24 protein-coding genes are annotated in these 22,206 nt (G+C 71.3%); 11 read left to right on the top strand and 13 right to left on the bottom strand.

Going from position 1 to position 22,206, the window contains the following annotated elements:
• Positions 1-20 precede the first annotated feature (20 nt).
• Positions 21-791: a TetR/AcrR family transcriptional regulator gene (locus tag RC1_RS16475; RefSeq protein WP_083759352.1), complete on the bottom strand. Its 771-nt coding sequence runs from the start codon at positions 789-791 to the stop codon at positions 21-23.
• 198 nt (positions 792-989) lie between these two features.
• Here RC1_RS16475 and RC1_RS16470 point away from each other — a divergent pair, with 198 nt between their 5' ends.
• Complete coding sequence (locus tag RC1_RS16470) at positions 990-1,625, top strand: efflux RND transporter periplasmic adaptor subunit (RefSeq protein WP_012568577.1); 636 nt, start codon at positions 990-992, stop codon at positions 1,623-1,625.
• Positions 1,626-1,659: 34 nt separating this feature from the next.
• Here RC1_RS16470 and RC1_RS16465 read toward each other — a convergent pair whose 3' ends face one another.
• Entirely contained in the window at positions 1,660-3,501 is a 1,842-nt protein-coding gene (locus tag RC1_RS16465; RefSeq protein WP_012568576.1) for an autotransporter domain-containing protein, read from the bottom strand.
• 551 nt (positions 3,502-4,052) lie between these two features.
• Between RC1_RS16465 and gcvA the strand changes: the two genes are divergently transcribed.
• Positions 4,053-4,967 (top strand): transcriptional regulator GcvA, encoded by a 915-nt coding sequence (gcvA, locus tag RC1_RS16455; protein ID WP_012568573.1) that lies wholly within the window; start codon positions 4,053-4,055, stop codon positions 4,965-4,967.
• A gap of 520 nt (positions 4,968-5,487) precedes the next feature.
• On the opposite strand, the gene RC1_RS16450 is transcribed toward gcvA, so the two are convergent.
• The 3 genes from RC1_RS16450 to RC1_RS16440 all read right to left on the bottom strand — a co-directional run bounded on the left by RC1_RS16450 (position 5,488) and on the right by RC1_RS16440 (position 7,889).
• Entirely contained in the window at positions 5,488-6,027 is a 540-nt protein-coding gene (locus tag RC1_RS16450) for a GAT domain-containing protein (protein WP_012568571.1), read from the bottom strand.
• Positions 6,024-6,677, bottom strand: coding sequence for a hypothetical protein (locus RC1_RS21185; protein ID WP_012568570.1), 654 nt, complete (start codon positions 6,675-6,677; stop codon positions 6,024-6,026). The genes RC1_RS16450 and RC1_RS21185 overlap by 4 nt, the downstream gene beginning before the upstream one ends.
• Positions 6,678-6,860: 183 nt before the next feature.
• A complete protein-coding gene (locus RC1_RS16440) occupies positions 6,861-7,889 on the bottom strand; it encodes an NADP-dependent oxidoreductase (RefSeq protein ID WP_012568569.1) in 1,029 nt (342 codons plus the stop codon).
• 254 nt (positions 7,890-8,143) lie between these two features.
• Between RC1_RS16440 and RC1_RS20385 the strand changes: the two genes are divergently transcribed.
• The 7 genes from RC1_RS20385 (at position 8,144) to ychF (ending at position 13,635) form a co-directional block, all read left to right on the top strand.
• On the top strand, positions 8,144-9,295 hold the full coding sequence (locus RC1_RS20385; protein WP_012568568.1) for a GGDEF domain-containing protein: 1,152 nt from the start codon (positions 8,144-8,146) through the stop codon (positions 9,293-9,295).
• A 64-nt stretch (positions 9,296-9,359) separates the two neighbouring features.
• Positions 9,360-10,133, top strand: a complete 774-nt coding sequence (gene gloB / locus RC1_RS16430) for a hydroxyacylglutathione hydrolase (protein WP_012568567.1) — start codon at positions 9,360-9,362, stop codon at positions 10,131-10,133.
• 67 nt (positions 10,134-10,200) lie between these two features.
• Positions 10,201-10,812, top strand: a complete 612-nt coding sequence (locus RC1_RS16425; protein WP_012568566.1) for a glutathione S-transferase N-terminal domain-containing protein — start codon at positions 10,201-10,203, stop codon at positions 10,810-10,812.
• 5 nt (positions 10,813-10,817) lie between these two features.
• Positions 10,818-11,276 (top strand): cupin domain-containing protein, encoded by a 459-nt coding sequence (locus RC1_RS16420; protein WP_012568565.1) that lies wholly within the window; start codon positions 10,818-10,820, stop codon positions 11,274-11,276.
• 102 nt (positions 11,277-11,378) lie between these two features.
• Positions 11,379-11,870 carry a bacterioferritin gene (gene bfr / locus RC1_RS16415; protein ID WP_012568564.1) on the top strand — a complete coding sequence of 164 codons (492 nt, stop codon included), beginning with the start codon at positions 11,379-11,381 and terminating at the stop codon, positions 11,868-11,870.
• 339 nt (positions 11,871-12,209) lie between these two features.
• Positions 12,210-12,407: a (2Fe-2S)-binding protein gene (locus tag RC1_RS21875; RefSeq protein WP_012568563.1), complete on the top strand. Its 198-nt coding sequence runs from the start codon at positions 12,210-12,212 to the stop codon at positions 12,405-12,407.
• Between the two features lie 130 nt (positions 12,408-12,537).
• Positions 12,538-13,635, top strand: a complete 1,098-nt coding sequence (ychF, locus tag RC1_RS16405; protein WP_012568562.1) for a redox-regulated ATPase YchF — start codon at positions 12,538-12,540, stop codon at positions 13,633-13,635.
• Between the two features lie 59 nt (positions 13,636-13,694).
• Here the strand turns inward: ychF and RC1_RS16400 are convergent, their stop codons facing one another.
• The 4 genes from RC1_RS16400 to petA all read right to left on the bottom strand — a co-directional run bounded on the left by RC1_RS16400 (position 13,695) and on the right by petA (position 17,184).
• On the bottom strand, positions 13,695-14,252 hold the full coding sequence (locus RC1_RS16400) for a DUF924 family protein (RefSeq protein WP_012568561.1): 558 nt from the start codon (positions 14,250-14,252) through the stop codon (positions 13,695-13,697).
• 232 nt (positions 14,253-14,484) lie between these two features.
• Complete coding sequence (locus tag RC1_RS16395) at positions 14,485-15,279, bottom strand: cytochrome c1 (protein ID WP_012568560.1); 795 nt, start codon at positions 15,277-15,279, stop codon at positions 14,485-14,487.
• Positions 15,279-16,583 carry a cytochrome b gene (locus RC1_RS16390; RefSeq protein ID WP_012568559.1) on the bottom strand — a complete coding sequence of 435 codons (1,305 nt, stop codon included), beginning with the start codon at positions 16,581-16,583 and terminating at the stop codon, positions 15,279-15,281. The genes RC1_RS16395 and RC1_RS16390 overlap by 1 nt, the downstream gene beginning before the upstream one ends.
• Positions 16,584-16,614: 31 nt before the next feature.
• Positions 16,615-17,184: a ubiquinol-cytochrome c reductase iron-sulfur subunit gene (gene petA / locus RC1_RS16385; RefSeq protein ID WP_012568558.1), complete on the bottom strand. Its 570-nt coding sequence runs from the start codon at positions 17,182-17,184 to the stop codon at positions 16,615-16,617.
• 330 nt (positions 17,185-17,514) lie between these two features.
• On the opposite strand from petA, the gene RC1_RS16380 reads away from it, so the two are divergent.
• A complete protein-coding gene (locus RC1_RS16380) occupies positions 17,515-17,976 on the top strand; it encodes a tRNA (cytidine(34)-2'-O)-methyltransferase (RefSeq protein WP_012568557.1) in 462 nt (153 codons plus the stop codon).
• A gap of 103 nt (positions 17,977-18,079) precedes the next feature.
• On the top strand, positions 18,080-19,009 hold the full coding sequence (gene hemF / locus RC1_RS16375; protein ID WP_012568556.1) for an oxygen-dependent coproporphyrinogen oxidase: 930 nt from the start codon (positions 18,080-18,082) through the stop codon (positions 19,007-19,009).
• A gap of 34 nt (positions 19,010-19,043) precedes the next feature.
• Here the strand turns inward: hemF and RC1_RS16370 are convergent, their stop codons facing one another.
• The 4 genes from RC1_RS16370 to RC1_RS21180 all read right to left on the bottom strand — a co-directional run bounded on the left by RC1_RS16370 (position 19,044) and on the right by RC1_RS21180 (position 21,947).
• Positions 19,044-20,282 (bottom strand): CCA tRNA nucleotidyltransferase, encoded by a 1,239-nt coding sequence (locus RC1_RS16370; protein WP_234703787.1) that lies wholly within the window; start codon positions 20,280-20,282, stop codon positions 19,044-19,046.
• Between the two features lie 136 nt (positions 20,283-20,418).
• Positions 20,419-20,754 carry a DUF6111 family protein gene (locus tag RC1_RS16365; RefSeq protein ID WP_012568554.1) on the bottom strand — a complete coding sequence of 112 codons (336 nt, stop codon included), beginning with the start codon at positions 20,752-20,754 and terminating at the stop codon, positions 20,419-20,421.
• A 57-nt stretch (positions 20,755-20,811) separates the two neighbouring features.
• A complete protein-coding gene (locus RC1_RS16360; RefSeq protein WP_012568553.1) occupies positions 20,812-21,492 on the bottom strand; it encodes a CoA pyrophosphatase in 681 nt (226 codons plus the stop codon).
• Entirely contained in the window at positions 21,447-21,947 is a 501-nt protein-coding gene (locus tag RC1_RS21180) for a DUF1285 domain-containing protein (protein ID WP_012568552.1), read from the bottom strand. The genes RC1_RS16360 and RC1_RS21180 overlap by 46 nt, the downstream gene beginning before the upstream one ends.
• Between the last annotated feature and the right edge of the window lie 259 nt (positions 21,948-22,206).

Raw genomic sequence — 22,206 nt, 5'->3', positions numbered from 1 at the left:
TTCCCGTCGCGCGCGAAGCGTCAGCGCCGCAGGATGCCGTAGAGCTGGGTCCGGATCAGGGCCTCCACCAGTTCCTCCTTGTGCGTCCGGAAGCGGGGGGAGTTGCCGATCATGAGCGAGACGAGGCCGTGCCCGCTCATCCAGATGACCTCGGTCGCCAGATCGACATCCTGGCCGTCCGCCCCGGTCTCCGCGATCAGGTCGGCCATGGCGTCGCGCAGCCGGGCATAGGCCTGCGGCCCGCTGTAGCCCGGCTGGCCGGGCTGGCGGGCGCCGGGATCACGATGGTCAACCGACATCCGGCCCAGCGCCTTGACCATGAAGGTCAGGCGGTACTCGTCGGGATGCTCAAGGCCGAAGTCGATGTAGGCGCGCATGATCCGGCGCACCTTGTCCAGGGCGCCGCCGCCCCCGGCCAGGATGGCATCCATCCGCTGCACCAGCTTGGCGAAGGCGTGCTCGCACAGCTCTTCCAGGATCGTCTGCTTGTCCGGAAAATAGAGGTAGAGAGCGGTCGGTGAGATGCCGGCCCGCGCGGCGATCTTGCGGATCGTCGCCTGCTCGAAACCGTCCTCGATGAAGATGCGCTGGGCCGCGGTCAGAATCTCGTCCCGCCGGACATGGCCTTCGCCCTTGCGCTTGCGGTAGGGGCGGCTTCCGGCGGCAGCCCCGGACGTGTCGCCGGGACCGGCTCCGGCCGGGTCCGCCACGGTTCCCACAACGGTTTCAGCGACGGTTTCAGCGATGCCGCCCGGCCCGTCCTCGTGCTTCACACGCGCTCTTGCGACCACCTGTCGCTTCCCCCTTGACGCTCATATGAACGATGATAAGTTTCACGCCCGGTAAGTTATCAGCGTTCAAGTTACTGTACCCAGCGTACCAGAGCGGTGCGGACCTAGGCAACGGGCGCTGCCCGCGCGTACTCCGACCCGCACCTTGATCCCGCAGTCTCCGCCCGTCCGACCGGGCGGCGTAAGCCGGAGGGCAGAATGTCCGTTCCCGCCGTCGCTTCCAACGCTTTTGCGCAGCCCTGCCCGTGGCTCCCGCGGCGCGCAGCCGGTGCCGGCCTTCTGCTGGCCGGCGCGCTTCTGCTGGCATCCGCCGCCGCCCGGGCCGAGCTCCGGCCCGACGGAACAGCCGTGGTGCAGCCCCTCGCCGCAGGGGAAGGGGCGGTTGCCTTCCGCGTTCCCGGCACGGTTGCCGGGCGGCATGTGGCCGTCGGCGACCAGGTGGGCAAGGGCCAGCTTCTGCTCGAACTCGACTCGGTCGCCTATTACCAGTCGGTCCGCGCCGCCGAGGATGCGCTGGCCGCAGCCGCGGCGGACTCCGACCGTACCGCCCGTGCGGTGCGCCTGACAGCGGCGTTGCTGCGCGACGGCCGCGCCGACGCCGACGCGCTGGAGGCCCGCCGGGCGGACGCGGCCCTGGCCCGGCAGCGCCTGCGCGACGCCCATGCCGCGCTGGATCAGGCCCGCGCCCTGATGGACCGCACCATGCTGACGGCGGAGACCGACGGCACGGTCACCGCGGTGCTGGTCGAGGTGGGGGACAGGGTGCATGACGGCGTACCCGTGCTGCGCCTGAAGCCCACCCTGACCCAGACGGCGGAGCGGACGGAGCGCTGAGGCCCGGTCCGCCCCGCCCTGCACTGCCCGCGGATCAGAAGCCGATCCGCACCCGGCCGACGACGGCGTGGTCCTCGCGGTCGCTGCCGCCGAACGGTTCGCCCCTGTAGCCGACGGAGAGCAGCAGGCCGGCCGCCGTCTCCACCGTCACGCCGGCATCCAGCACGATCCGGCCACGGTCGCCGGCCCCGACCTCGGTCATCCCGACCTCCCCGTTCGCCAGCCGCGCCGTGAGGCTGCGGCCGTCGCCCAGGAACTCGTGCTCGTAGGCGAGGCCGAGGGCGGGCACGACGGCCAGTCCGTCATCCCCGAAGCGGCCGGATGCCTGCACGCCCAGGGAGCCGATCAGGGATTCCGCCCGGCTGCGCTCCACGGTCAGGGCGAGCGGCCCGGCATCCTCCTCGGTGAAGCCCTCGACTTCGGTGTTCAGGTAACGCAGCCCGACCTCCGGCCCGATGCCGAAGCCTCCGGCCTGGATGACGTAGCCCGCCCGGCCCGACAGGCCGTAGGTGCTGCCGTCCGTATCCGCCTCGGCCAGGGGATAGGGCGCGAAGCGGGTGGACCGCTCCAGGGTGCCGTAATCCTCGTAGCTGTAGCCCATGCTGCCGTCGGCGTACCACGGGCCCCAGGCGGCCGTGCCATAGATCTGGACGCTGTAGGACTTGGCGTCGGCCGAGCCGGCGCCGCCCTCCAGATCCAGCGAGCCGTCGGCATAGCCCAGCGCGATGCCGGCCAGGAAGTTCTCGTCCACCTGGTAGTCGAGCCCGGCGCCCACGTTCCAGGCATCGTAGTCATAGCCGAACTGACCGGGGATACGGTCGCGCTCGCCGTCCACATAGCCGCCGAAGGCATAGAGGCCGTACCGCCCGTCCGCCCCCGCCCGGGCCGAGCCCAGCAGGCCGACATCGCCGCGGCCGGTGCGGGCCGCGGCCATGCGCGACTGCACCCCCTGGGCCGCCAGCTCGAACAGGCGCAGGCCGAGCTGGCTGGTGGCGACATAGGCCGCCGGCGCGTCGTAGAGCGCGGCGAAGGTGCCGTTGACGTACTGGGCGATGCCCTGGTGCCCCGTCACGGTCGGATGGATCGGGTCGAAGAACAGCGTCGCCGCCGCCGCGTCCGCCGTGGCGCAGGCGCCGGTCGGGCCGCTGGTGCCCAGGCAGGGCACGGTCACGTTGGACAGCCCGTAGGCCGAGGGATCGGCCACCACCGAGCGGATCAGCGCCCCGATGTCCACATAGGTGATGCTGGCGCCGGTGCCGGCGCGCAGGGAACGCACGGCCTGTTGCAGATTGGCGTTGTGGACGTCGGTGATCTGGCTGGCCTGCGCCGCCGCGGCGGAGCCGTTCGCCGCCACGCCGGGCGTCGATCCCAGGTCGGGCAGGCCCAGCACGATCAGGTTCCGCGCCCCCGCCTGGATCAGCCGGGTGGCCCCGGCCACGGTGTTGCCCACCGTGGTGCCGACCACCTGGAACGGATCGCCCACGGGGTTGGACGCATAGGCCAGATAATCGTTGCCGCCGATCCAGACGGCGTAGAGCGCATCGCCGCTGAGCTGCGGCCGCGCCGCGAGATACTGGTCGAGCTGGAACTGGAGGTCGATGGGCTGCACCCGGCCGGAGCGGGCACCGCCCAGGGCGACGCTCTGCACCGGCGTGCCGCGCAGGGTGCCGAGCTGTTCGGCCCAGACGGGTCCGTTGGAGAAGCGGCCACCGACATAGGGCGCGCCGGGCCGCAGGGGGGCCGGCAGGTTGCCCGTGTCGCTGAGGCTGTCGCCGAAGACGACGATCGAGGAGTAGCTGCGCTGCTGCGCCAGGGCCGGGGCGGCCACCGACGCCATCACCACGGCAAGCGCCGTGGTCGCCAGAAGACGGGTCATCCTTGGGCTTCCTCCACTGTCACGGCCGTTTGCCGGCCGCAGGTTTCAGCCCAGGCTAGCCAATGTTACCGTTCTGCGAAAGCCCCGCGGACGTCCCCGCCCCGGGCGCGCCATCTGCGCGCACCGGAGGGGCCGCGCCCGGCCGGTCCCAGGTCAGCCGCAGTGGCCCGGACCGTCCCAGCCGATCGGCCGGCCGGGGGCAGCATCGCGGCCGGTGTGAGGGTCGGGATGCCAGGAGTTCCGCATCAGGCCCAGCAGAACCCCTTCCAGCAGGGCGCCGAGGGCGCCGGCCGGGGCCGCGGATCCCGAGAGCAGGCCGGCGCCCGTCTCGGCGGTCGCCCAGTCTGCCTGGTTTGCGCAGGTCCGCTTATGCATGGTCGCCTCACCACTCGACAGAAATACCCGATGCCAGTCCCGGCAGAACCCCTGAAACCGGCCATTGAGGCCAGTTTCGCAGGGTCGGCCGATGGACGACAAACGAGAAATCCGGATAGAATGCAAAAGCTGTTTTTATGCATGCGCCCGTGCCGGGCGTTCCCGGAGGTTCTGCCATGACCCGCCGCCTGCCCCCGTTGAACGCGCTCCGCGCCTTCGAGGCGGCGGCACGGCGCCTGTCCTTTACCCACGCCGCCGCGGAACTGGGCGTCACCCAGGCGGCGGTCAGCTACCAGATCCGGCTGCTGGAGGAGCATGTGCGCCAGCCCCTGTTCCGTCGCCTGACCCGGCGGCTGGAGCTGACCGAGGCCGGCCGCGATCTGGCCGAGGCCGTGGCAGACGGCTTCCAGCGCATCGGCGGGGCGGTGGAGCGGCTGACGGAGCGGCGGGCGGGCACGGTTCTCTCCATCAGCACCTTGCAGACCTTCGCCAGCCAGTGGCTGGTGCCGCGGCTGGGGCATTTCCAGGTGCTGCACCCGGAGATCGCCGTGCGCCTGGACGCCAGCCCGCGGATGGTGGACCTGGAGCGGGAATTCGACGTGGCCATCCGCAACGGCCGCGGCGACTGGCCGGGGCTGGCGGCGGACAAGGTGATCGACCTGTCGGTGGCGCCGGTGCTGAGCCCCGCCCTGCTGGAGCGCACCGGCGGGCTGGCGGGGCCGGCGGACCTGCTGCGGCTGCCGCTGCTGGACACGGTGGACCCCGACGACCGCCGGCTCTGGCTGGGCTGGTTCCGTCAGGCCGGCGTGCCGGTGGAGGCGGCCGACCTGCCGGCCAGCATCCAGTTCGACACGCAGCAGTTCAGCGGGCAGGCGGCGATGATGGGCCAGGGCGTGGCCATGGTCTGCCCCGCCTTCTTCGGACCGGAGATCGCCGCCGGCCGGCTGGTGCCCCCCTTCCCCGGCCTGCTGTTCGACACCGGCGACGCCTTCTGGGTCGTGAGCAGCCGTCGGCGGGCGCAGGAGCCGGACATCCGCGCCTTCCGCGCCTGGGTGCTGTCGGAGGTGACGGCCTGCGCCGGGGCGGCCTGAGCGTCCCCGTCAGGGCCCGGCCGCGGCGGGCCAGCAGCCGCGCATCCCCCGCCCCCGCCGCAGCACCGGCCAGCGCGGGCACCGCCGCCACGGCCGCCGAGATCAGCCCGCGTTTCCAGCGGGCCAAGATGCGCGCTCCGGCGGCGGCGGCGAGACTAGATGCGCTAGCAGCACCCCGGCCGCCACCGCCAGCGCCAGCAGCGGCGCCCGCCGCGGCGGGGGCTGCGGCCGCCAGCAGGGCGGCGGAAACGGCGATCGGATCGCCAGCGTCTCGTGCAGCGCGGCCGCGCTCAGGTCCCAGAGGCCGGCACAGGCCCCGCAGGCGAGCGCCAGCAGCAGCAGCGGCGCCGTTCTCGTGGAGACAAGGAACATGGTGCGACCCCGGGGCGCGCCGATCACCGCCGGGGCGCACGCCCATCCACCCCAGGCTTCATCCAACACCCGGATTGCGGCCAAAGGCTGTCCCGCTCCCGGCGACGCCGGGGCATTCCCGCCCGCAGCCCGCACGCGGAAGGGGCGGTCATACCTCGTCCAGATTGCCTTCGTAGAGGCTGACGGGACCGACCACGAAGCCCCGCTCCGGCGGGTGGCGCTGGGTGGCCTTGGCCTGGGCCAGCTTGTCCACCGCGGCGAACATCAGATAGCGCCGCCCGGCCTGCCAGGACTCCACCACCTCCGCCGGGGCGTTGCGCGAGACGCGGCGGAAATCGGGGTGGCTGACCACCACGGTGAAGGGCTTGTCGCCGGGACTGAAGCGGTCGTCGAAGATGTAGAGCCACGCCTCCTGGCTGGTCTCGCGCGCCACCGTGTCGTCGCCGGACTCGATCTGCGCCTGCAACTCCGCCAGCTCGCGGCGCATGGCGCGCTCCTCCCGCTTCAGGTCCAGGCTGATGCGGGCCTTGTCGCGGAGCTGCCGGGTCGCCTCGCGGAGCTGGCGCAGTCGCCCCTCCTGCATCTGGTGCATCCGCTGGAGCCGCTTCTGCACCGTGCTGGCGACCTGAGCCGCGGCACCGACCCCGGCGATGATCCCCAGCCAGACGGCGACATCCTGGGCGCTCATCGCCCGGCGGCCCGGACGCCGGATGCCGGGGAGGCGGACGCCGGAGGGTCCGCCGGTTGCAGGATGGCGGCAGGATCGGCCAGGGCGGCGGCCTCTCCGTCGGGTTCCGAGATGTCGATCACGGCGAACCCCGCCGAGGGCGGATAGACCCTCTCGATCAGGACCTTGGCATCGCCGATGGAGCCGGCCCAGGCATGCACCTGCTGCGCCCGGCCCCAGGAGGGGGCGAGGAAGGGATGCGCCTTCTGCTCCAGGTGAGCGCGCTGGACATGGCGGTTGATGACATGGGCGATGAAGCGCCGGGCCGGCCGCTCGGCCCGGGCGAACGCCTCTTCCTCCCCCAGCACGCGCAGGAGCCGGGAACGGCTGACCGCCAGATCGGCGAGGCGCTTGTTCACCATGTAATGGCGGCGGCGGGCGGACTTCACCTGATCGTCCAGGCGGACCAGCATCGGCAGCATCTGATCCCGCCGGTGCTGGAACCGGGAGATCAGCTTCAGCACGCGCTGGATGCGCTCCTCCACCCCTTCCGCCTTCATCCGGCGCAGGGTGAGGCGTTCGACGCAGTAGGCGACGGCCAGGCCCGCCAGATAGGCGAGGCCCGCGATGGAGAAGAGGACGGCTCCCGCCTTGGCAAGCTGTTCAAGCATCCATTCCCGCCGCCGGACGGCGCGTCCACCAAGGGCGCATCCGTCACTATCGGATCGCGGGCCTGAACGTCCCGTTAAGACGCCGGCTCCGGCCCGGCGCCGCCCCGCGAGGCCGCCCGGAGCAGGGAGTATGGCACCGCTTCATGACCGGACAAGGGAGGCCAGAAGGGTAGATGCCCGGCTTCAGGCGGCCGGCTCCGCCCCCACCTGGACCACCAGCTTGCCGGTGTTGCCGCCGCTGAACAGCTTGTGCAGGGAACGGGGCGCCGTCTCAAGGCCCTGGTCCACGTCCACCTTCCACTTCAGCCTGCCATCGGCAAGCCACGGCCCGACCTCGCGCAGCATCTCCGCCGCGCGGTCCATGTAGTCCAGGACGATGAAGCCTTCCATCCGGCAGCGCCGGACCAGCAGGATGTCCATGTTGCGGGGACCCGGCTGCGGCTCGGCAGCGTTGTACTGGCTGATCAGCCCGCACAGCGGGATGCGGGCGCGCAGGTTGAGGAAGCCGTAGGCGACCTCCGAGATCCAGCCGCCGACATTCTCGAAATAGACGTCGATGCCGGACGGGCAGGCCGCCTTCAGGCCACGGCGCAGCTCGGCCGGACCGCTGCGGTAGTTCAGCGCGGCGTCGAAGCCCAGTTCCTCCACCAGCCAGCGCGCCTTCTCGTCGGAGCCGCAGATGCCCACCGCCCGGCAGCCGCGCAGACGGGCGAACTGTCCGACCATGGAGCCGACGGCACCCGCCGCGGCGGTGACGACCACCGTCTCCCCCGGCTGCGGCCGGCCGATGTCGTAGAGCCCGAAATAGGCGGTCAGCCCCGTCGGTCCCAGCACGCCGGTGAAGGCCTGGAGCGGCAGGCCGGGGATGCGCCGCACCGGCCCCAGCCCCTTGCCGTCGCTCAGGCAGTAGTCGGCCCAGGCCCCCATGCCGGTGACCAGATCGCCCGGCCGGAAACGGGAATTGCGGCTCTCCACCACCTCGCCCAGGATCACGCCCCACATCGGCTCGCCCAGCGGCACCGCGGGGATGTAGCTGGCCTGCTGCATCCAGATCCGGTTGGACGGGTCCATGGACAGGTAGATGGTGCGGACCAGCACCTGATCGGGTCCCGGCTCCGGCACCGGAGCCTCCCGCCAGACGAGGCAGTCCTCGAAGGCATCGCCCTGCGGCCGCGCGGTGAGAATCCACTGGCGGTTCATTCTGGCGGTCATGCTCCCTCCCTCTTCTCTTCTTTGCGGTTCCCGACGGCGTCCGTCCGCCGTCGGTCACGCCGCCGTCGCGGCCGGCGCGGAGTGTAGCAAGGGTGCAACGACGCGCATAAGTCGGCATGGGTGCGGCCGACCGCACGTCGGCGGCGGCGGAACTCTCTGGTAGATACCCTCGAAATAGGTACGATACACATGGTATCAGAGGTCCGCTGGCGCCGGCCCATGGTCGAAACGGCGGTGAGGGGGCCGAAAGGCGGATGGTGGGATCGCTTCATGCCTTCGACGGAACCGCGGAACAGCGCTTCGAGGCGTGGCGCTGCGAGCGGCTGCGCGATCTGCTGCCGACCCCCATCGTCATCGGTGCCCTGGCCCTGGTCGGGTTCACCCTGTGGGACTGGGTGCTGCACCCGGCATCGCTGCCGTGGGCGCTGGCGATCCGGCTGGCCGCGGCCGCGGCCATGCTGTGGAGCGCGTGGCGCATCGCGGCCGATGCGGAGGCGCCGCTGCGGCCGTTGACGATCCTGGCCCTGACCACCGGGGTCGGGGCCGTGGCCCTGACCCAGGCGCTGGCACCCGGCGGTTTCGACTACGGCACCGCCGGTCTGGTGCTGTTCCCCACCGTGTCCGCCGTGGCCGCGCCGCGGGCGCGCGACGTGCCGGTGCTGAATCTCGCACCGGCGGTCGTCGTGCTGACCGTGCTGCTGGCCAGCGGTGCCGGCGGCTTCACCCTGGGCAACGTGCTGGCGCATTTCGGCACCGGCCTGTTCACCGCCTATGTCGTGGCGCTGGCCCTGGAACGGGCGGCGCGGCAGAGCTTCGCCCTGGAACTGCGGCTGGAGGAGGAGGCCCGGATCGACCCCCTGACCGGACTGGCCAACCGCCGCCGGCTGGAGGAGCAGGCCGATCTGGAGGTGGAGCGGGCCCGCCGGTTCGGCCGCCCGCTGTCGGTGCTGATGCTGGACCTGGACCATTTCAAGCGCGTCAACGACGAGCACGGCCACGCCCGGGGCGATGCGCTGATGTCGGCACTGGCGACCCTGTGCCGGCGGGCGCTGCGGCAGACCGATCTGTTCGCCCGCGCCGGCGGCGACGAGTTCGTGGCGCTGCTGCCGGAAACGGCACTGGATGACGCCACCACCCTGGCCGAGCGGCTGCGCACCCTGGTCGAAGCGGAACCGCTGCTGCGCGGCCCGGTGCCGGTGGGGGCGACGGTCAGCATCGGCGTCGCCACCTATGTCGCGCACGGGCGGTCATGGGCTGCCATGCTGCAGGCGGCGGACGATGCGCTCTACCGCGCCAAGGCGGCGGGCCGCAACCGCGTGGAGACGGCCCCGGAAGCCGGCGATGGCTGGAGCCGCGCCGGAGGACCGTCCTCACGTCACGGCAGCGCGGGGCTGGCCGCCTGCTGAGCCGGGAGCCCCGACCGCCACCCGCTCGCTTGGCCCGGCCGCGCCCTTCGTATAGGATTCCGTCATGGCCCCGCTCGACATCCGTCTGATCCCGGCCCTGGCCGACAACTACGTCTACCTGCTGCGCGACCCGGAGACGGGCGCCGTCGCGGTGGTGGACCCGGCCGACCCGTTCCCGGTGGAGGCCGAGCTGAACCGCCTGGGCTGGCGGCTGACGCACATCCTGAACACGCACCACCATGCCGACCACACGGCCGGCAACGGCGAACTGAAGCGGCTCTTCCGGGCGCGGGTGATCGGCCCGGCGGCCGACCGGGCCCGCATCCCGGAGATCGACGAGGCCTATGGCGAGGGCGACCGCTTCCTGCTGGGCGCCCGCCCGGTGGAGGTGATCGACGTGCCCGGCCACACCCGCGGCCACATCGCCTTCTGGTTCAGCGATGCCGGGGCGCTGTTCAGCGGCGACAGCCTGTTCGCGCTGGGCTGCGGCCGGCTGTTCGAGGGCACGCCGGCGCAGATGTGGCAGTCGCTGCTGAAGCTGCGCCGCCTGCCGGAGGAGACGGCCGTCTACTGCGGCCACGAATACACCCTGTCGAACGCCCGCTTCGCCGTGACGGTGGACCCCGGCAACGATGCCCTGCGCGCCCGCGCGGCGGAGGTGGAGCGGCTGCGGACCCAGGGCCAGCCGACGCTGCCCAGCAGCATCGGGCTGGAGCGGGCGACCAACCCCTTCCTGCGGGCCGACGATCCCGCCGTGGCGGCGGCGGTCGGGCTGGCCGGCGCCGACCCGGTGACGGTCTTCGCCGAGATCCGCCGACGCAAGGACGGCTTCCACTGATCCTTTCGCCCGACCGCCTTCCCGATCCGGCGGCACCCGCCGGTCAACCCCTGCCGAGCCTGCCAAGATGAAGCTGCACTACAGCCAGACCTCCCCCTTCGTGCGCAAGGTGATGATGGCCGCGCACGAGACCGGCCTTGCCGGCCGCATCGAGATCGACCCGGTGGATGTCTGGGTGCCGGACAGCCCCATCGTGCGCGACAACCCCCTGTCCAAGATCCCCACCCTGGTGACGGAGGACGGGCTGGTGCTGTTCGACAGCCCGGTCATCTGCGAGTATCTGGACAGCCTGCACAGCGGCCCGTCGCTGTTCCCGCCCCCGGGCCGCGCCCGCTGGGTGGCGCTGCGCCAGCAGGCCATCGCGGACGGCATCTGCGACGCCGCCGTGCTGCGCCGGCTGGAGACGCTGCGACCGGAGAGCCAGCGTTCCGCCGACTGGACGGAACGGCAGCGCCGCGCCATGGCCCGGTCGCTGGACCGGCTGGAGGAGGAGGCGGGCGACCTGCCGCCGCCGGACCGGCCGACCATCGGCAGCCTCGCCATCCTGGCCGCGCTGGGCTATCTCGACTTCCGCTTCGCGCACGAAGGCTGGCGGGCCGGCCGCTCGGCCCTGTCGCGCTGGTTCGCCGCCGCGGCCGAGCGCGAGAGCTTCCGCCGCACCGCCCCGCCGAGCGAGTGAGCCCGATGCCCTGGCAGGAGCTGACCCCGGCACGGATCATCGCGCTGCTGGGAATGCGCCCGCACCCGGAGGGCGGCCACTATGTCGAGACCTACCGGCACCAGCCGGCGGATGGCGGCCGCGGCGCCTCGACCGCCATCTACTTCCTGCTCCAGGCGGGGGAGGTGTCGGCCTGGCACCGGGTGCTGGACGCGGACGAGGTCTGGCACTGGCATGCCGGGGCGCCGCTGGCCCTGGGCCTGAGCCCCGACGGCCATGCGGTGCGCAGCCACGAGCTGGGTCCGGCCCTGCATCGGGGCCAGCGGCCGCAGGCGGTGGTGCCGGCGGGCCACTGGCAGACGGCGCGCAGCCTGGGCGACTGGACCCTGGTCGGCTGCACCGTCGCCCCGGCCTTCGAGTTCGCCGCCTTCGAGCTGGCCCCGCCGGGCTGGGAGCCGGGGAGCGGGCAACCCGGGGACCGCTAGGGGGCGGGCGGGCGGCATCCCCCCGTGTTTGGGGTGGGCAAGGCCGGCCGGGTTGTTTTAAACTCGTTCCAGACTGCCCAACAGACGACGGGGAAACATCATATGCAGGGCGATCCGCAGGTCCTCCGGCACCTGAACACGATCCTGACCAACGAGCTGACCAGCATCAACCAGTACTTCCTGCATGCGCGCATGCTGAAGAACTGGGGCCTGATGCGGCTGGCGAAGAAGGTCTATGAGGAATCCATCGGCGAGATGAAGCATGCCGACATGCTGATGGAGCGCATCCTGTTCCTGGAGGGGCTGCCGAACCTTCAGGACCTGCACAAGCTGAAGATCGGGGAGGAGGTCCCCGAGATGATGACCTTCGACCTGGAGGCGGAGACCAAGAACCGCACCGACCTGCTGGAGGCGCTGCACTACTGCGAGGCCGTGCGCGACTACCAGAGCAAGGAGATCTTCCGGCGCATCCTGGAGGATACCGAGGAGCATATCGACTATCTGGAAACCCAGCTCGGCCTGATCGCCCGCCTGGGCATCCAGAACTACCTGCAGGAACAGATGGGCAGCGGCGACCCGACCAGCGGGAACTGATCCCCGCCGTCCCGGCCGTCCGCGCCTTCCCCTCCCCTCATGCCCCTTCGCCACCGGCGCCGGTCCATCCGGCGCCGGTCCGCGTTCCGGCCCCCGCCTGCCGCGATTCCGGCGGCCGGTCCCCGGGCGGCCGGTCCCTGGAATGTCACCGCCCCGGCGCCGGCTGGTTGCGCCCCGTCAACGAAAGGGAAGGCCGGGGCCGGGCATCCTGTGCGCAGCGGGAGGGCCGCAGCGACAACAGGCGGGGGAACGTCCCCGGACGCTGCCCGAAAGTGCGTTGCGGCTGCGATTGATTTGCATTACCTTCCGCAAGCAACCAGTCGGGAGCCGGGCGGGATCATGTATGTCTGCGTCTGCAATGCCATCAACTGCCGGACCGTGAAGCGCTGCGTGGACGACGGCGCGGCCTCCATCGGGGGGGTCTTCAAGGCCACCGGCAAGACGCCGCAGTGCGGCAGGTGCTTCTCCACCATGCGCGAGATGATCGCCGAGCGGATCGCCCCGGCGCCGGACGCCCTGGCCGTCGCCGCCGAGTGAGCGCCCCACGCCCCCGACTCGGGGCGGACCGGGCGGCGGCGCGGGTCCCCGTTCCGCCCAGCGCGTTTGCATTCCGGGCCGCGATCCCCCATAACCTGCGCGGCCTTCCAACCAGACCGGCGCTCCACCCATGGGTTTCAACTGCGGCATCGTCGGGCTGCCCAATGTGGGCAAGTCCACCCTGTTCAATGCGCTGACCAGCACGGCGGCGGCCGAGGCGGCGAACTATCCCTTCTGCACCATCGAGCCGAATGTCGGTCGAGTCGGCGTGCCCGACCCGCGGCTGGACCGGCTGGCCGTCATCGCGAAATCGGCGAAGACGGTCCCGACGCAGCTTGAGTTCGTGGACATCGCCGGCCTGGTCCGCGGCGCCAGCCGGGGCGAAGGGCTGGGCAACCAGTTCCTGGCGAACATCCGGGAGGTGGACGCCATCGTCCACGTCCTGCGCTGCTTCGAGGATGGCGACATCACCCATGTCGAAGGCTCGGTCGATCCCGTCCGCGATGCGGAGACGGTGGAGACGGAGCTGATGCTGGCCGACCTGGACAGCCTGGAGAAGCGCCTGCCGCCGCTCCAGAAGAAGGCCAAGGGCGGCGACAAGGAGGCCAAGGCGACGGCCGACCTGATGGAGCGGGCGCTGACCGTCCTGCGCGACGGCAAGCCGGCCCGCACCGTCGAGCTGTCACCGGAAGAGGTGTCCGGCTTCCGCCAGATGCAGCTCCTGACCGGCAAGCCGGTGCTCTATGTCTGCAACGTGGAGGAGGCCAGCGCCGCCGCCGGCAACGCCTTCTCCGCCCGGGTCGAGGCGATGGCGAAGGCGCAGGGTGCGGCCAGCGTCGTCATCTCCGCCGCGATCGAGGCGGAGGTCTCGCAGCTCCCGCCCGAGGACAAGGCCGAGTATCTGGCGAGCATGGGGCTGGAGGAACCGGGCCTGAACCGGCTGATCCGGGCCGGCTACGGGCTGCTGAACCTGCTGACCTTCTTCACCGTCGGCCCGAAGGAGGCGCGGGCCTGGACCGTCCGCCGCGGCGCCAAGGCGCCGGAGGCCGCCGGCGTCATCCACACCGACTTCGAGCGCGGCTTCATCAAGGCCGAGACGATCGACTTCGAGACCTACGTCACGCTCGGCGGCGAAGGCCCGGCCAAGGAAGCCGGCAAGATGCGGATGGAAGGCAAGGAATACGTCGTCCAGGACGGCGACATCTTCCACTTCCGCTTCAACGTCTGATCCCCGCCCCCTGACCGCCCCCCCCCCCCCCCGCGGGGCGGGCGGAGGGGGCCGGCAGGTCAGAAACCGCTGTCCGGCATGGCGAGCCAGGCCGCCTCCGCCGCCGTCGTCTCCCGCCCCAGGGCGGCGTTGCGGTGGGGGAAGCGGCCGTAGCGGTGGATCACCGCCAGATGCCGGCAGGCATAGTCCAGCCAGAGCGGGTCCGCCGTGCGACCGGCGAACAGGCGGACCGCCGTGCGCTGGTCCTCCAGCGACTCGGAATGCTCGAAGGGCAGGTAGAGAAAGACCCGCTGTTCCTCCCGCATGCCCTGGTCGAAACCCCGCTCCAGCGCGGCGCGGGCCACCTCCAGCGCGCGCGCGTCGGTGGCGAAGGCGCGGGCGGTCCCGCGGAAGATGTTGCGCGGCACCTGATCCAGCAGGATGCAGAGCGCAAGGCTGCCCTCCGGCGTGTCGGCCCAGGCGTCGTGCGTGCCGGCCGCCGCCTGCCCGTGCAGGTCCGCCAGCCGCTCTCGGCAGAGCGCGTCGAACGCCGGCCCGCCCTTGAACCACGCCTCCTGTCCCGCTTCCTCGAACCAGAAGCGCAGGGTGCGCACGATCTCCGCATAGTGTCCGGCCATGATCCCCCTCCGGCGGTGCGGGCGCGCACGCCCTTGCGACCGGCTGGGTATGGGGTGCGGAGCACGTCCTGACAAGGGGGCGCGGGCGGAGGGCCAGGCCCGCCCGGCCAATGGAAAAGGGGCGCCCCCGCGGGGACGCCCCTTCACCGTCGTTACCAGAAACCGCTTCCCAGGATCCCTTGCCGCAGGACCGCCGACCGGAGGGCCGGCCGGCGGAGCCGCGGCGCGGAGATCAGTGGGCGGTCTCCCAGATCCGGCGCTTGGTCATGTAGAGCAGGCCGGCGAAGACCATCAGGAACAGGATCACCTTCACGCCCATGGAGCGACGCGCCTCCATGTGCGGCTCGGCCGCCCAGGCGAGGAACTGCGTCACGTCGCGGGCCTGCTGCACGGCCGTGGCCGGGGTGCCGTCCTCATAGGTGACGCCGTCGTCGAACAGCATCGGCGGCATGGCGATCAGGTGGCCCGGATAGTACTGGTTGTAGTAGGCGCCATCCGGAACCGTCACCCCCTCCGGCGGATCGACGAAGCCGGTGAGCAGGTGGAAGACGTAGTCCTCGTGATGCTCGCGGGCCTTGACGATCAGCGACAGGTCGGGCGGGGCCTTGCCGTTGTTGGCCGCGGCCGCCGCCTTCGCGTTCGGGAACGGCGAACGGAAGCGGTCGGACGGCAGGGCCGGGCGGGTGAACATCTCGCCCTGGTCGTTCGGGCCGTCCGTCACCTCGTACTCGGCCGCGATCGCCTTGATCTCCTCTTCCGAATAACCCAGGGCCGCCAGGTTACGGTAGGAGAGCAGATGCATGGCGTGGCAGGCCGAGCAGACCTGCTTGTAGACCTGGAAGCCCCGCTGCAACGCGGCGCGGTCGAAGGTCTTGAAGCTGAAGCTGTTGACGCCGCCGTGCGGCCATTCCTCTTCCGGCGGAACCGTGCTGCCGGCCGCGACCGCCGGGGAGGACGCCGCCGCCAGGGAGAGGAGCCCGGCGAAGACGGCGCCGGCCAGGGTGGTCTTCAGATTGAAACGCGGCATCACGCCTTCTCCATCGGCTTGGCGGTCGCACCGGCGGCAGCCGCCTCAGACCCCAGGACCGCCTCGGCGATGCTGGAGGGCAGCGGCAGCGGCTTCTCATGCCGGGTGATGTACGGCAGGCCCAGGAACCACGCGAAGTACGCCACGGTCCCGATCTGGCCGATCTGGACATAGGGCGCCTCGGCCGGCTTGCCGCCAGCATACATCAGCATGAAGAAGCTGATCGGGAGCATCCAGATCCACTGGCTGTAGATCGGCCGGAAGCGGTAGCTGCGGACCGGCGACTTGTCGAGCCAGGGCATGGCGAACCAGATCAGGATCGACGCGAACATGGCGATCACGCCGCCCAGCTTCGCCGGGATCAGCACGATGTCCGTGAACGGGATGCCGATGGAGAAGGTGACCGAGCGCAGGATGCCGTAGAAGGGCAGGAAGTACCATTCCGGCACGATGTGCGGCGGGGTCACCAGCGGGTCGGCCGGGATGTAGTTGTCCGGGTGGCCGAGGTAGTTCGGGAGGAAGAAGACGAACGCCGCGAAGATGATCAGGAAGATCGCCAGACCGAAGCTGTCCTTGCTCGTGTAATACGGGTGGAACGGCAGCGTGTCCTGGGGACCCTTCGGCTCGATGCCCAGCGGGTTGTTCGAGCCCGTGATGTGCAGCGCCGCGACGTGCAGGAACACCACCGCGAAGATCACGAACGGCAGCAGGAAGTGCAGCGCGAAGAAGCGGTTCAGCGTCGGGTTGTCGACCGAGAAGCCGCCCCACAGCAGGGTGACGATGTCACCGCCGACCAGCGGCACGGCCGAGAACAGGTTGGTGATGACGGTGGCGCCCCAGAAGCTCATCTGGCCCCAGGGGAGCACGTAGCCCATGAAGGCGGTGGCCATCATCAGCAGGAAGATGACGACGCCGAGGATCCAGAGCAGCTCGCGCGGCTGCTTGTAGGAGCCGTAGAGGAAGCCGCGGAAGATGTGGATGTACACCGCGATGAAGAACATCGAGGCGCCGTTGGCGTGGATGTAGCGCAGCAGCCAGCCGTAGTTCACGTCGCGCATGATGCGCTCGACGCTGTCGAAGGCGAGGCTGGTGTGCGGCGCATAGTGCATCGCCAGCACGAGACCGGTGGCGATCATCACCACCAGGATCACCGAGGCGATCGCGCCGAAGTTCCAGAAATAGTTGAAGTTCCGGGGCGTCGGGAAAACCCCGTACTCCTTCTGGATCATCGTGAACAGCGGCAGGCGCTGATCGATCCAGTTCACCACCGGGTTCTTGAATTCAGAAGTCTGGGCGTGAGCCATTGCGCTCTCCCTGTCCGGCCTGGGCTCAGGCTCAGCCGATGCGGATGCGGGTGTCGTCCAGGAACGTATAGTCCGGGATCGCCAGGTTCAGCGGCGCGGGACCCTTGCGGATGCGGGCGGCCGTGTCGTAGTGCGAACCATGGCAGGGGCAGAACCACCCGCCGTAGTCGCCGCGCGGATCGGTGGACTTCTGCCCCAGCGGCACGCAACCCAGATGGGTGCAGATGCCGACCGCGATCAGCCACTGCTCATGGCCTTCCTTCACGCGGGCACTGTCCGGCTGCGGGTCGATCAGCGAGCCGAGGTCCGTCTTCTGGGCGGAGGCGATCTCCGCCGCCGTGCGGTGGCGGACGAAGACCGGCTTGCCGCGCCACGTCACGGTGATCGCCTGACCTTCCGCGATGGGGGTCAGATCCACTTCCGTGGAGGCCAGCGCCAGGGTATCGGCCGCCGGGTTCAGGCTGTCGATGAACGGCCAGACGGCCGAGACAGCGCCGACGGCACCGACGGCCACGGTGCTCAGAATGAGGATGTCACGGCGGGAAGGGTCCCCGCCCTCGTGCCCGGCGCCTGGGGGGGCCGGATGCGTCGTGTCCGCCATTACGTCTCATCTCCTCGGCAGCGGGGGAGTACGGTCGCTGCACCGCTGCGCCCCGGCCATTCTTGCTGAGTTTCCGCGGGACCCCCGCTCGGCCGGCGACCACGGCGAGAGCCGGCCGGACACATGCCTGGGGTAGCGCCCGGACAGCAGGCCCGGTCGCGGACTGTCGATATACATCCCAGGATGCCCGATGGAAAGCGGGAGCGCTCGATTAACCATCTCCCTCGCATGATCAGGGACACTCTGTCGCGGGGGGTGCGACCCCGGAGACTGTATAGGGTTCGCTCCGGGGTTGACGGCGGCGCGGACGGCAGGCCAGAGAGTTCGGCCATGCGCATCGCCCTCTTCCAGCCGGACATACCACAGAATGCAGGCACCCTGATCCGCACCGGGGCCTGCCTGGATGTTCCCGTGGACATCGTGGAACCCTGCGGCTTCATCCTGGACGACACCCGCCTGCGCCGGAGCCTGATGGACTACGGTGAACTGGCGGCGGTCTCCCGCCACGTCAACTGGTCGGCCTTCGCGGCCAGCCGTCGCGGGCGCATCGTGCTGGTGGAGACGGACCACGGCGTCCCCTACACCGACTTCGCGTTCCATCCCGACGACACCCTGCTGCTGGGGCGGGAGAGTGCGGGCACGCCGCCGGAGGTGGCGGCCGCCTGCCATGCCGCCGTCCATATCCCGATGCACCCGGGGGCGCGCAGCCTGAACGTGGCGATCGCCGCGGCCATGGTGCTGGGCGAGGCGCTGCGCCAGACAAGGGCCTGGACACACGCTCCGGCGGGGTAACCCGGAACCGCCATTTCCCTAACATTTGTAAGGACATAGCCCTATGGCCCGGCGGCGCCGGGCGCGCTACACCATCGGGAAAAACCCGGAGGCGTTCAGAGACATGTCCACTCCATCCCCCGTCCCCACCCCGCTCCCCCCCGCCGACGTGCTGGCGGACCGCAAGGCACGGGCGGAGGCCTGGTTCCAGGGCCTGCGCGACCGCATCTGCGCCGCCTTCGAGGCGCTGGAGGACGACCTGGCCGACGGCCCCCACGCCGGGCTGCCGCCCGGCCGCTTCGAGCGCACCGCCTGGGACCGCCCCGGCCATGGCGACGGCCCCCACGCCGCGCCCGGCGGCGGCGGCGTCATGTCGGTGATGCGGGGCCGGGTGTTCGAGAAGGTGGGGGTCAACGTCTCCACCGTCTTCGGCACCTTCTCCGAGGAGTTCCGCGGCTCCATCCCCGGTGCGGCGGAGTCCGGTGGCTTCTGGGCCAGCGGCATCAGCCTCGTGGCGCACATGCGCAGCCCCCTGGTGCCCGCCGTCCACATGAACACGCGCCACCTGGTCACCAGCCACGCCTGGTTCGGCGGCGGAGCGGACCTGACCCCGATGTTCCTGGACACAAGGGAGACGGCGGAGGACAAGGCCGACTTCCACGCCGCGCTGAAGGCGGCCTGCGACGCGCACGGGCCGGACTTCTACGCCCGCTTCTCCGACTGGTGCGACCGCTACTTCTTCCTGCCGCACCGGAACGAACCGCGCGGCGTGGGCGGCATCTTCTACGACGGCCACGACACCGGCGACTGGGAGGCGGACTTCGCCTTCACCCGGGCGGTGGGCGAGGCGTTCCTGGAGGTCTATCCGCGCCTCGTCCGCCGCCGCATGCACCTGCCCTGGACGGAGGCGCAGCGCGAGCACCAGCTCCACCGCCGCGGCCGCTATGCCGAATTCAACCTGATCCACGACCGCGGCACGCTGTTCGGGCTGAAGACCGGCGGCAACATCGACGCCATCATGATGAGCCTGCCGCCCGAGGTGAAATGGTCCTGAGGGCGGTCCGGCCCGGCGGGAGCAGGGGGCAGGATCAGGGGGACGCGTCGGGGGAGGACGGATCGGGCGGGGCGGCCAGCCGCCGCTCCAGCTCGGCCAGGCAGTCCTCCCGCCCCGGCCGGTAGTCGCGCCCGGCCCACCAGCCCTCCACCGCCTCCAGCAGGCGGCCGACCGCCGGCCCCTGCGGCACGCCGCGGTCCACCGCGTCCTGCCCCTTCAGCGGGAAGGGGATGACGCGCCAGGCCGCGGCCTCGGCCAGCGACTCCAGGATCTCGAAGGCGGGGATGCCGCGCGTGGCCGTGTCCAGCAGCAGCAGGTCGCGGAACAGCTCCGGCCCCACCGTCTGCAGGGCGCGGCGCCGGCCGCGCACGTCCAGCCCGGCATCCACGGCCAGCGGCGGGGCGCACAGGACCAGCAGCCGGTCGCGCTGGGCGTTGGACAGGCGCATCCGGTCGGCCACGGCCAGGGCGGCGGCCCGCCCCTCCTCCCCGCCGCGGGGCAGCAGGGCGGCGAGCTGGGTCAGCGGTCCCGCCTCCCCCACCATCCATTCCAGCCGGTCCAGGGCCGCCAGCGTGTCGATCCGCGTGGCCTGGGGCAGCAGGTGCTGGATGATCCCGCGCTCCAGCATCAGCCGCCAGGTCTCCACCGCCCGGTCGGTGGCGAACAGGCGCAGCAGCTCCTCCCGCACCCGCTCGCCCGACAGGGTGGGCAGCAGCGGCGCCTGCGCGGCACAGGCGGCGATGGCGTCATCGTCCAGCCCGCCCTTGCCGAAGCGGGCATGGAAACGGAAGTAGCGCAGGATGCGCAGCACGTCCTCGCGGATGCGCGCCTCCGCGTCGCCGACGAAGCGGACACGGCCGGCGGACAGGTCCGCCAGCCCGCCGAACGGATCGTAGAGATCGCCCTCGCTGGACAGCGAGAGCGCGTTGAAGGTGAAGTCGCGCCGGCGCGCATCCTCCAGCCAGTCGTCCGTGAACTCGACCCGGGCATGGCGGCCATAGGTCTCCACGTCGCGGCGCAGCGTGGTGATCTCGAAGGCGTGGCCGTCCCGGATGGCGGTGACGGTGCCGTGCCGGATGCCGGTCGGCACCACCCGGATGCCGTCCTGCTTCAGCCGGCGCATCACCTCGTCCGGCGGCAGCGGCGTGGCGATGTCCACGTCGTCCGCCTCCTGACCCAGCACGGCGTCGCGCACGCAGCCGCCGACGAAGCGCGCCTCCTGCCCCGTACGCATCAGCGCCTGGAGGACGAGACGGGCCTGGACGGTGGCCATCAGGCCGACGGGTTCTAGGGTGCCGACCGGTTTCATCGGGTGGGTAGGGGGCGCGGCGCAGCGCCGGAGGAGACGGAACGGAGCTTTGTTCTACCCGCCCCGGCGGCCCGATTGCCAGCCCAATGCGCCGGCGGGCTCAGCGACCCGATGCGTCGGGAGGAACCGCCCCGTCCGGCGGGACCGCGCCGGGGGCATAGGTGCGGGCGGGAACGGTGCGCCCGTCCGGCCCGACATGCGCCGGCACATAGACGCCGTGCGGCACCCCGGCACCGCGGGTCGCCAGCGTGCCGAGCGCCGCGAGAGCAAGAAGCAGACCGCCGGCCAGCAACCAGGGCCAGGGGGCGCGGGCGTGCCAGGGATCCGGGGCGTGGCCCGCGGCCCGCAGCCGCCGCGCCTCCCACAGGCTGTAGGCGACGAAGACCAGCGTCGGCAGCAGCAGCGGCAGCAGAACGGTGAGCACCGGCCTCAGCATCGCGCCTTCCCTTCCTTGGTCGTCATCACGGTCTCCCGCCCTGCCCCGTCCGTCCGGTCAGGCCGGCTGCGGTGCCGGATCGGCGCCCTCGCCGGTCAGCACCTCGCAGAGATTGACCAGCATGCCGGCGGTGGCGCCCCAGATGAAGCGGTCCTGGTAGGGCACCACCCAGAAATGGCGCAGGGTGCCGCGGAGTTCGGCGCTGCGCCGCTCCCGCCCGCCGGGTCCCAGGATGAAGGCCAGCGGCACCTCGAACACGTCCGCCACCTCGTCGGGCTGGGCGTTCAGCGTGAAGGGCGGGCGGATGATGCCGACGACGGGGGTGACGCGGAAGCCGGTGCGGGTCACGTAGGTGTCCAGCCGGCCGATCAGGTCCACCTTGGTGCGCGGCAGCCCGACCTCCTCCTCCGTCTCGCGCAGGGCCGTGTCCTCCGGCCCGGTATCGGCCGGTTCGACCCCGCCGCCGGGAAAGGAGATCTGGCCGGCATGGGCCGCCAGATGGGCCGTGCGCTGGGTCAGCAGCACGGTCACCCCGGCGTCGCGGTCGATCAGCGGCACCAGCACGGCCGCCTCGCGCAGCGCCGCCGGCGTCCCCATGCCGGGATTGCCCTCATGGTCGCCGCGCACGCCGATGATCCGGCCGGGCTGGCCGGGGCGGCGCAGGAAGCGCGCGCGGATGTCCGCCTCGGTGATCAGTCCGTCAGGTTGCCCAGGGGAAAGAAGGTCCCGTCGCTCCATAGTCCGAATTCTGTCCCGCCGGACCCGGGTCCGCCGGGCCTCCGCCTGCTTTCGCCGCGCTCCACCAGCTCGTAGAAGACGGGCCGGTTGATGCGGGCCTCCAGATTGTTCCGGACCAGGATATAGGGGCGGGGCTCCCCCGTCCTAGCGTCCGTTCGGACATGGATGGGATGTCCGGGGCCGGCGGTCACCCACTCGTCCAGGCTGGTGCGGAAGCGCACGGTCTGGTCCGCGCCGGTCCCCTCGAACGCCGCCTCGACGACCATGAAGGGTACGTCGTCCACGCGGATGCGGCCCCGCTCGGCCGGGGTCACCAGCCAGTAGTCGCCGGCCTCGTCCCGCCGCAGCACGCTGGCAAACAGCTTGACCAGCGGCAGCCGGCCGATCGGGCTGTCATGGTAGTACCAGGTCCCGTCGATGCCGATGCGGATGTCGTAGGCCTCGTCCTCCGCCATCGGCCCGAGGCCCCCGAAGCCGCCGAGGGCACCGGAGGCGTCAGGTCCGGGCAGGGGGTGTCCGGGCTGTGAGCGTTCAGGCTGTGAGCGTTCAGGCTGAGGCAGGCGGCCGTCGGCGGGTTTTTCGCCGTCTGCCGCAAGTCTCTTGCTTTCCTCCATGGCGCTGCCGACCATCTGTTATCGTGCCGTCTGTTCGGGGGCCGCCCTTCCGGGAACGCAACCCCGGCAGCGTTCCCGGAAGGGCGGCCACAGAGTTAAC

The organism is Rhodospirillum centenum SW, assembly GCF_000016185.1.
Taxonomy (GTDB): Bacteria; Pseudomonadota; Alphaproteobacteria; order Azospirillales; family Azospirillaceae; genus Rhodocista; species Rhodocista centena.
The sequence above is the reverse complement of the archived record's forward strand: the minus strand, read 5'-3'. Positions and strand labels throughout refer to the sequence as shown.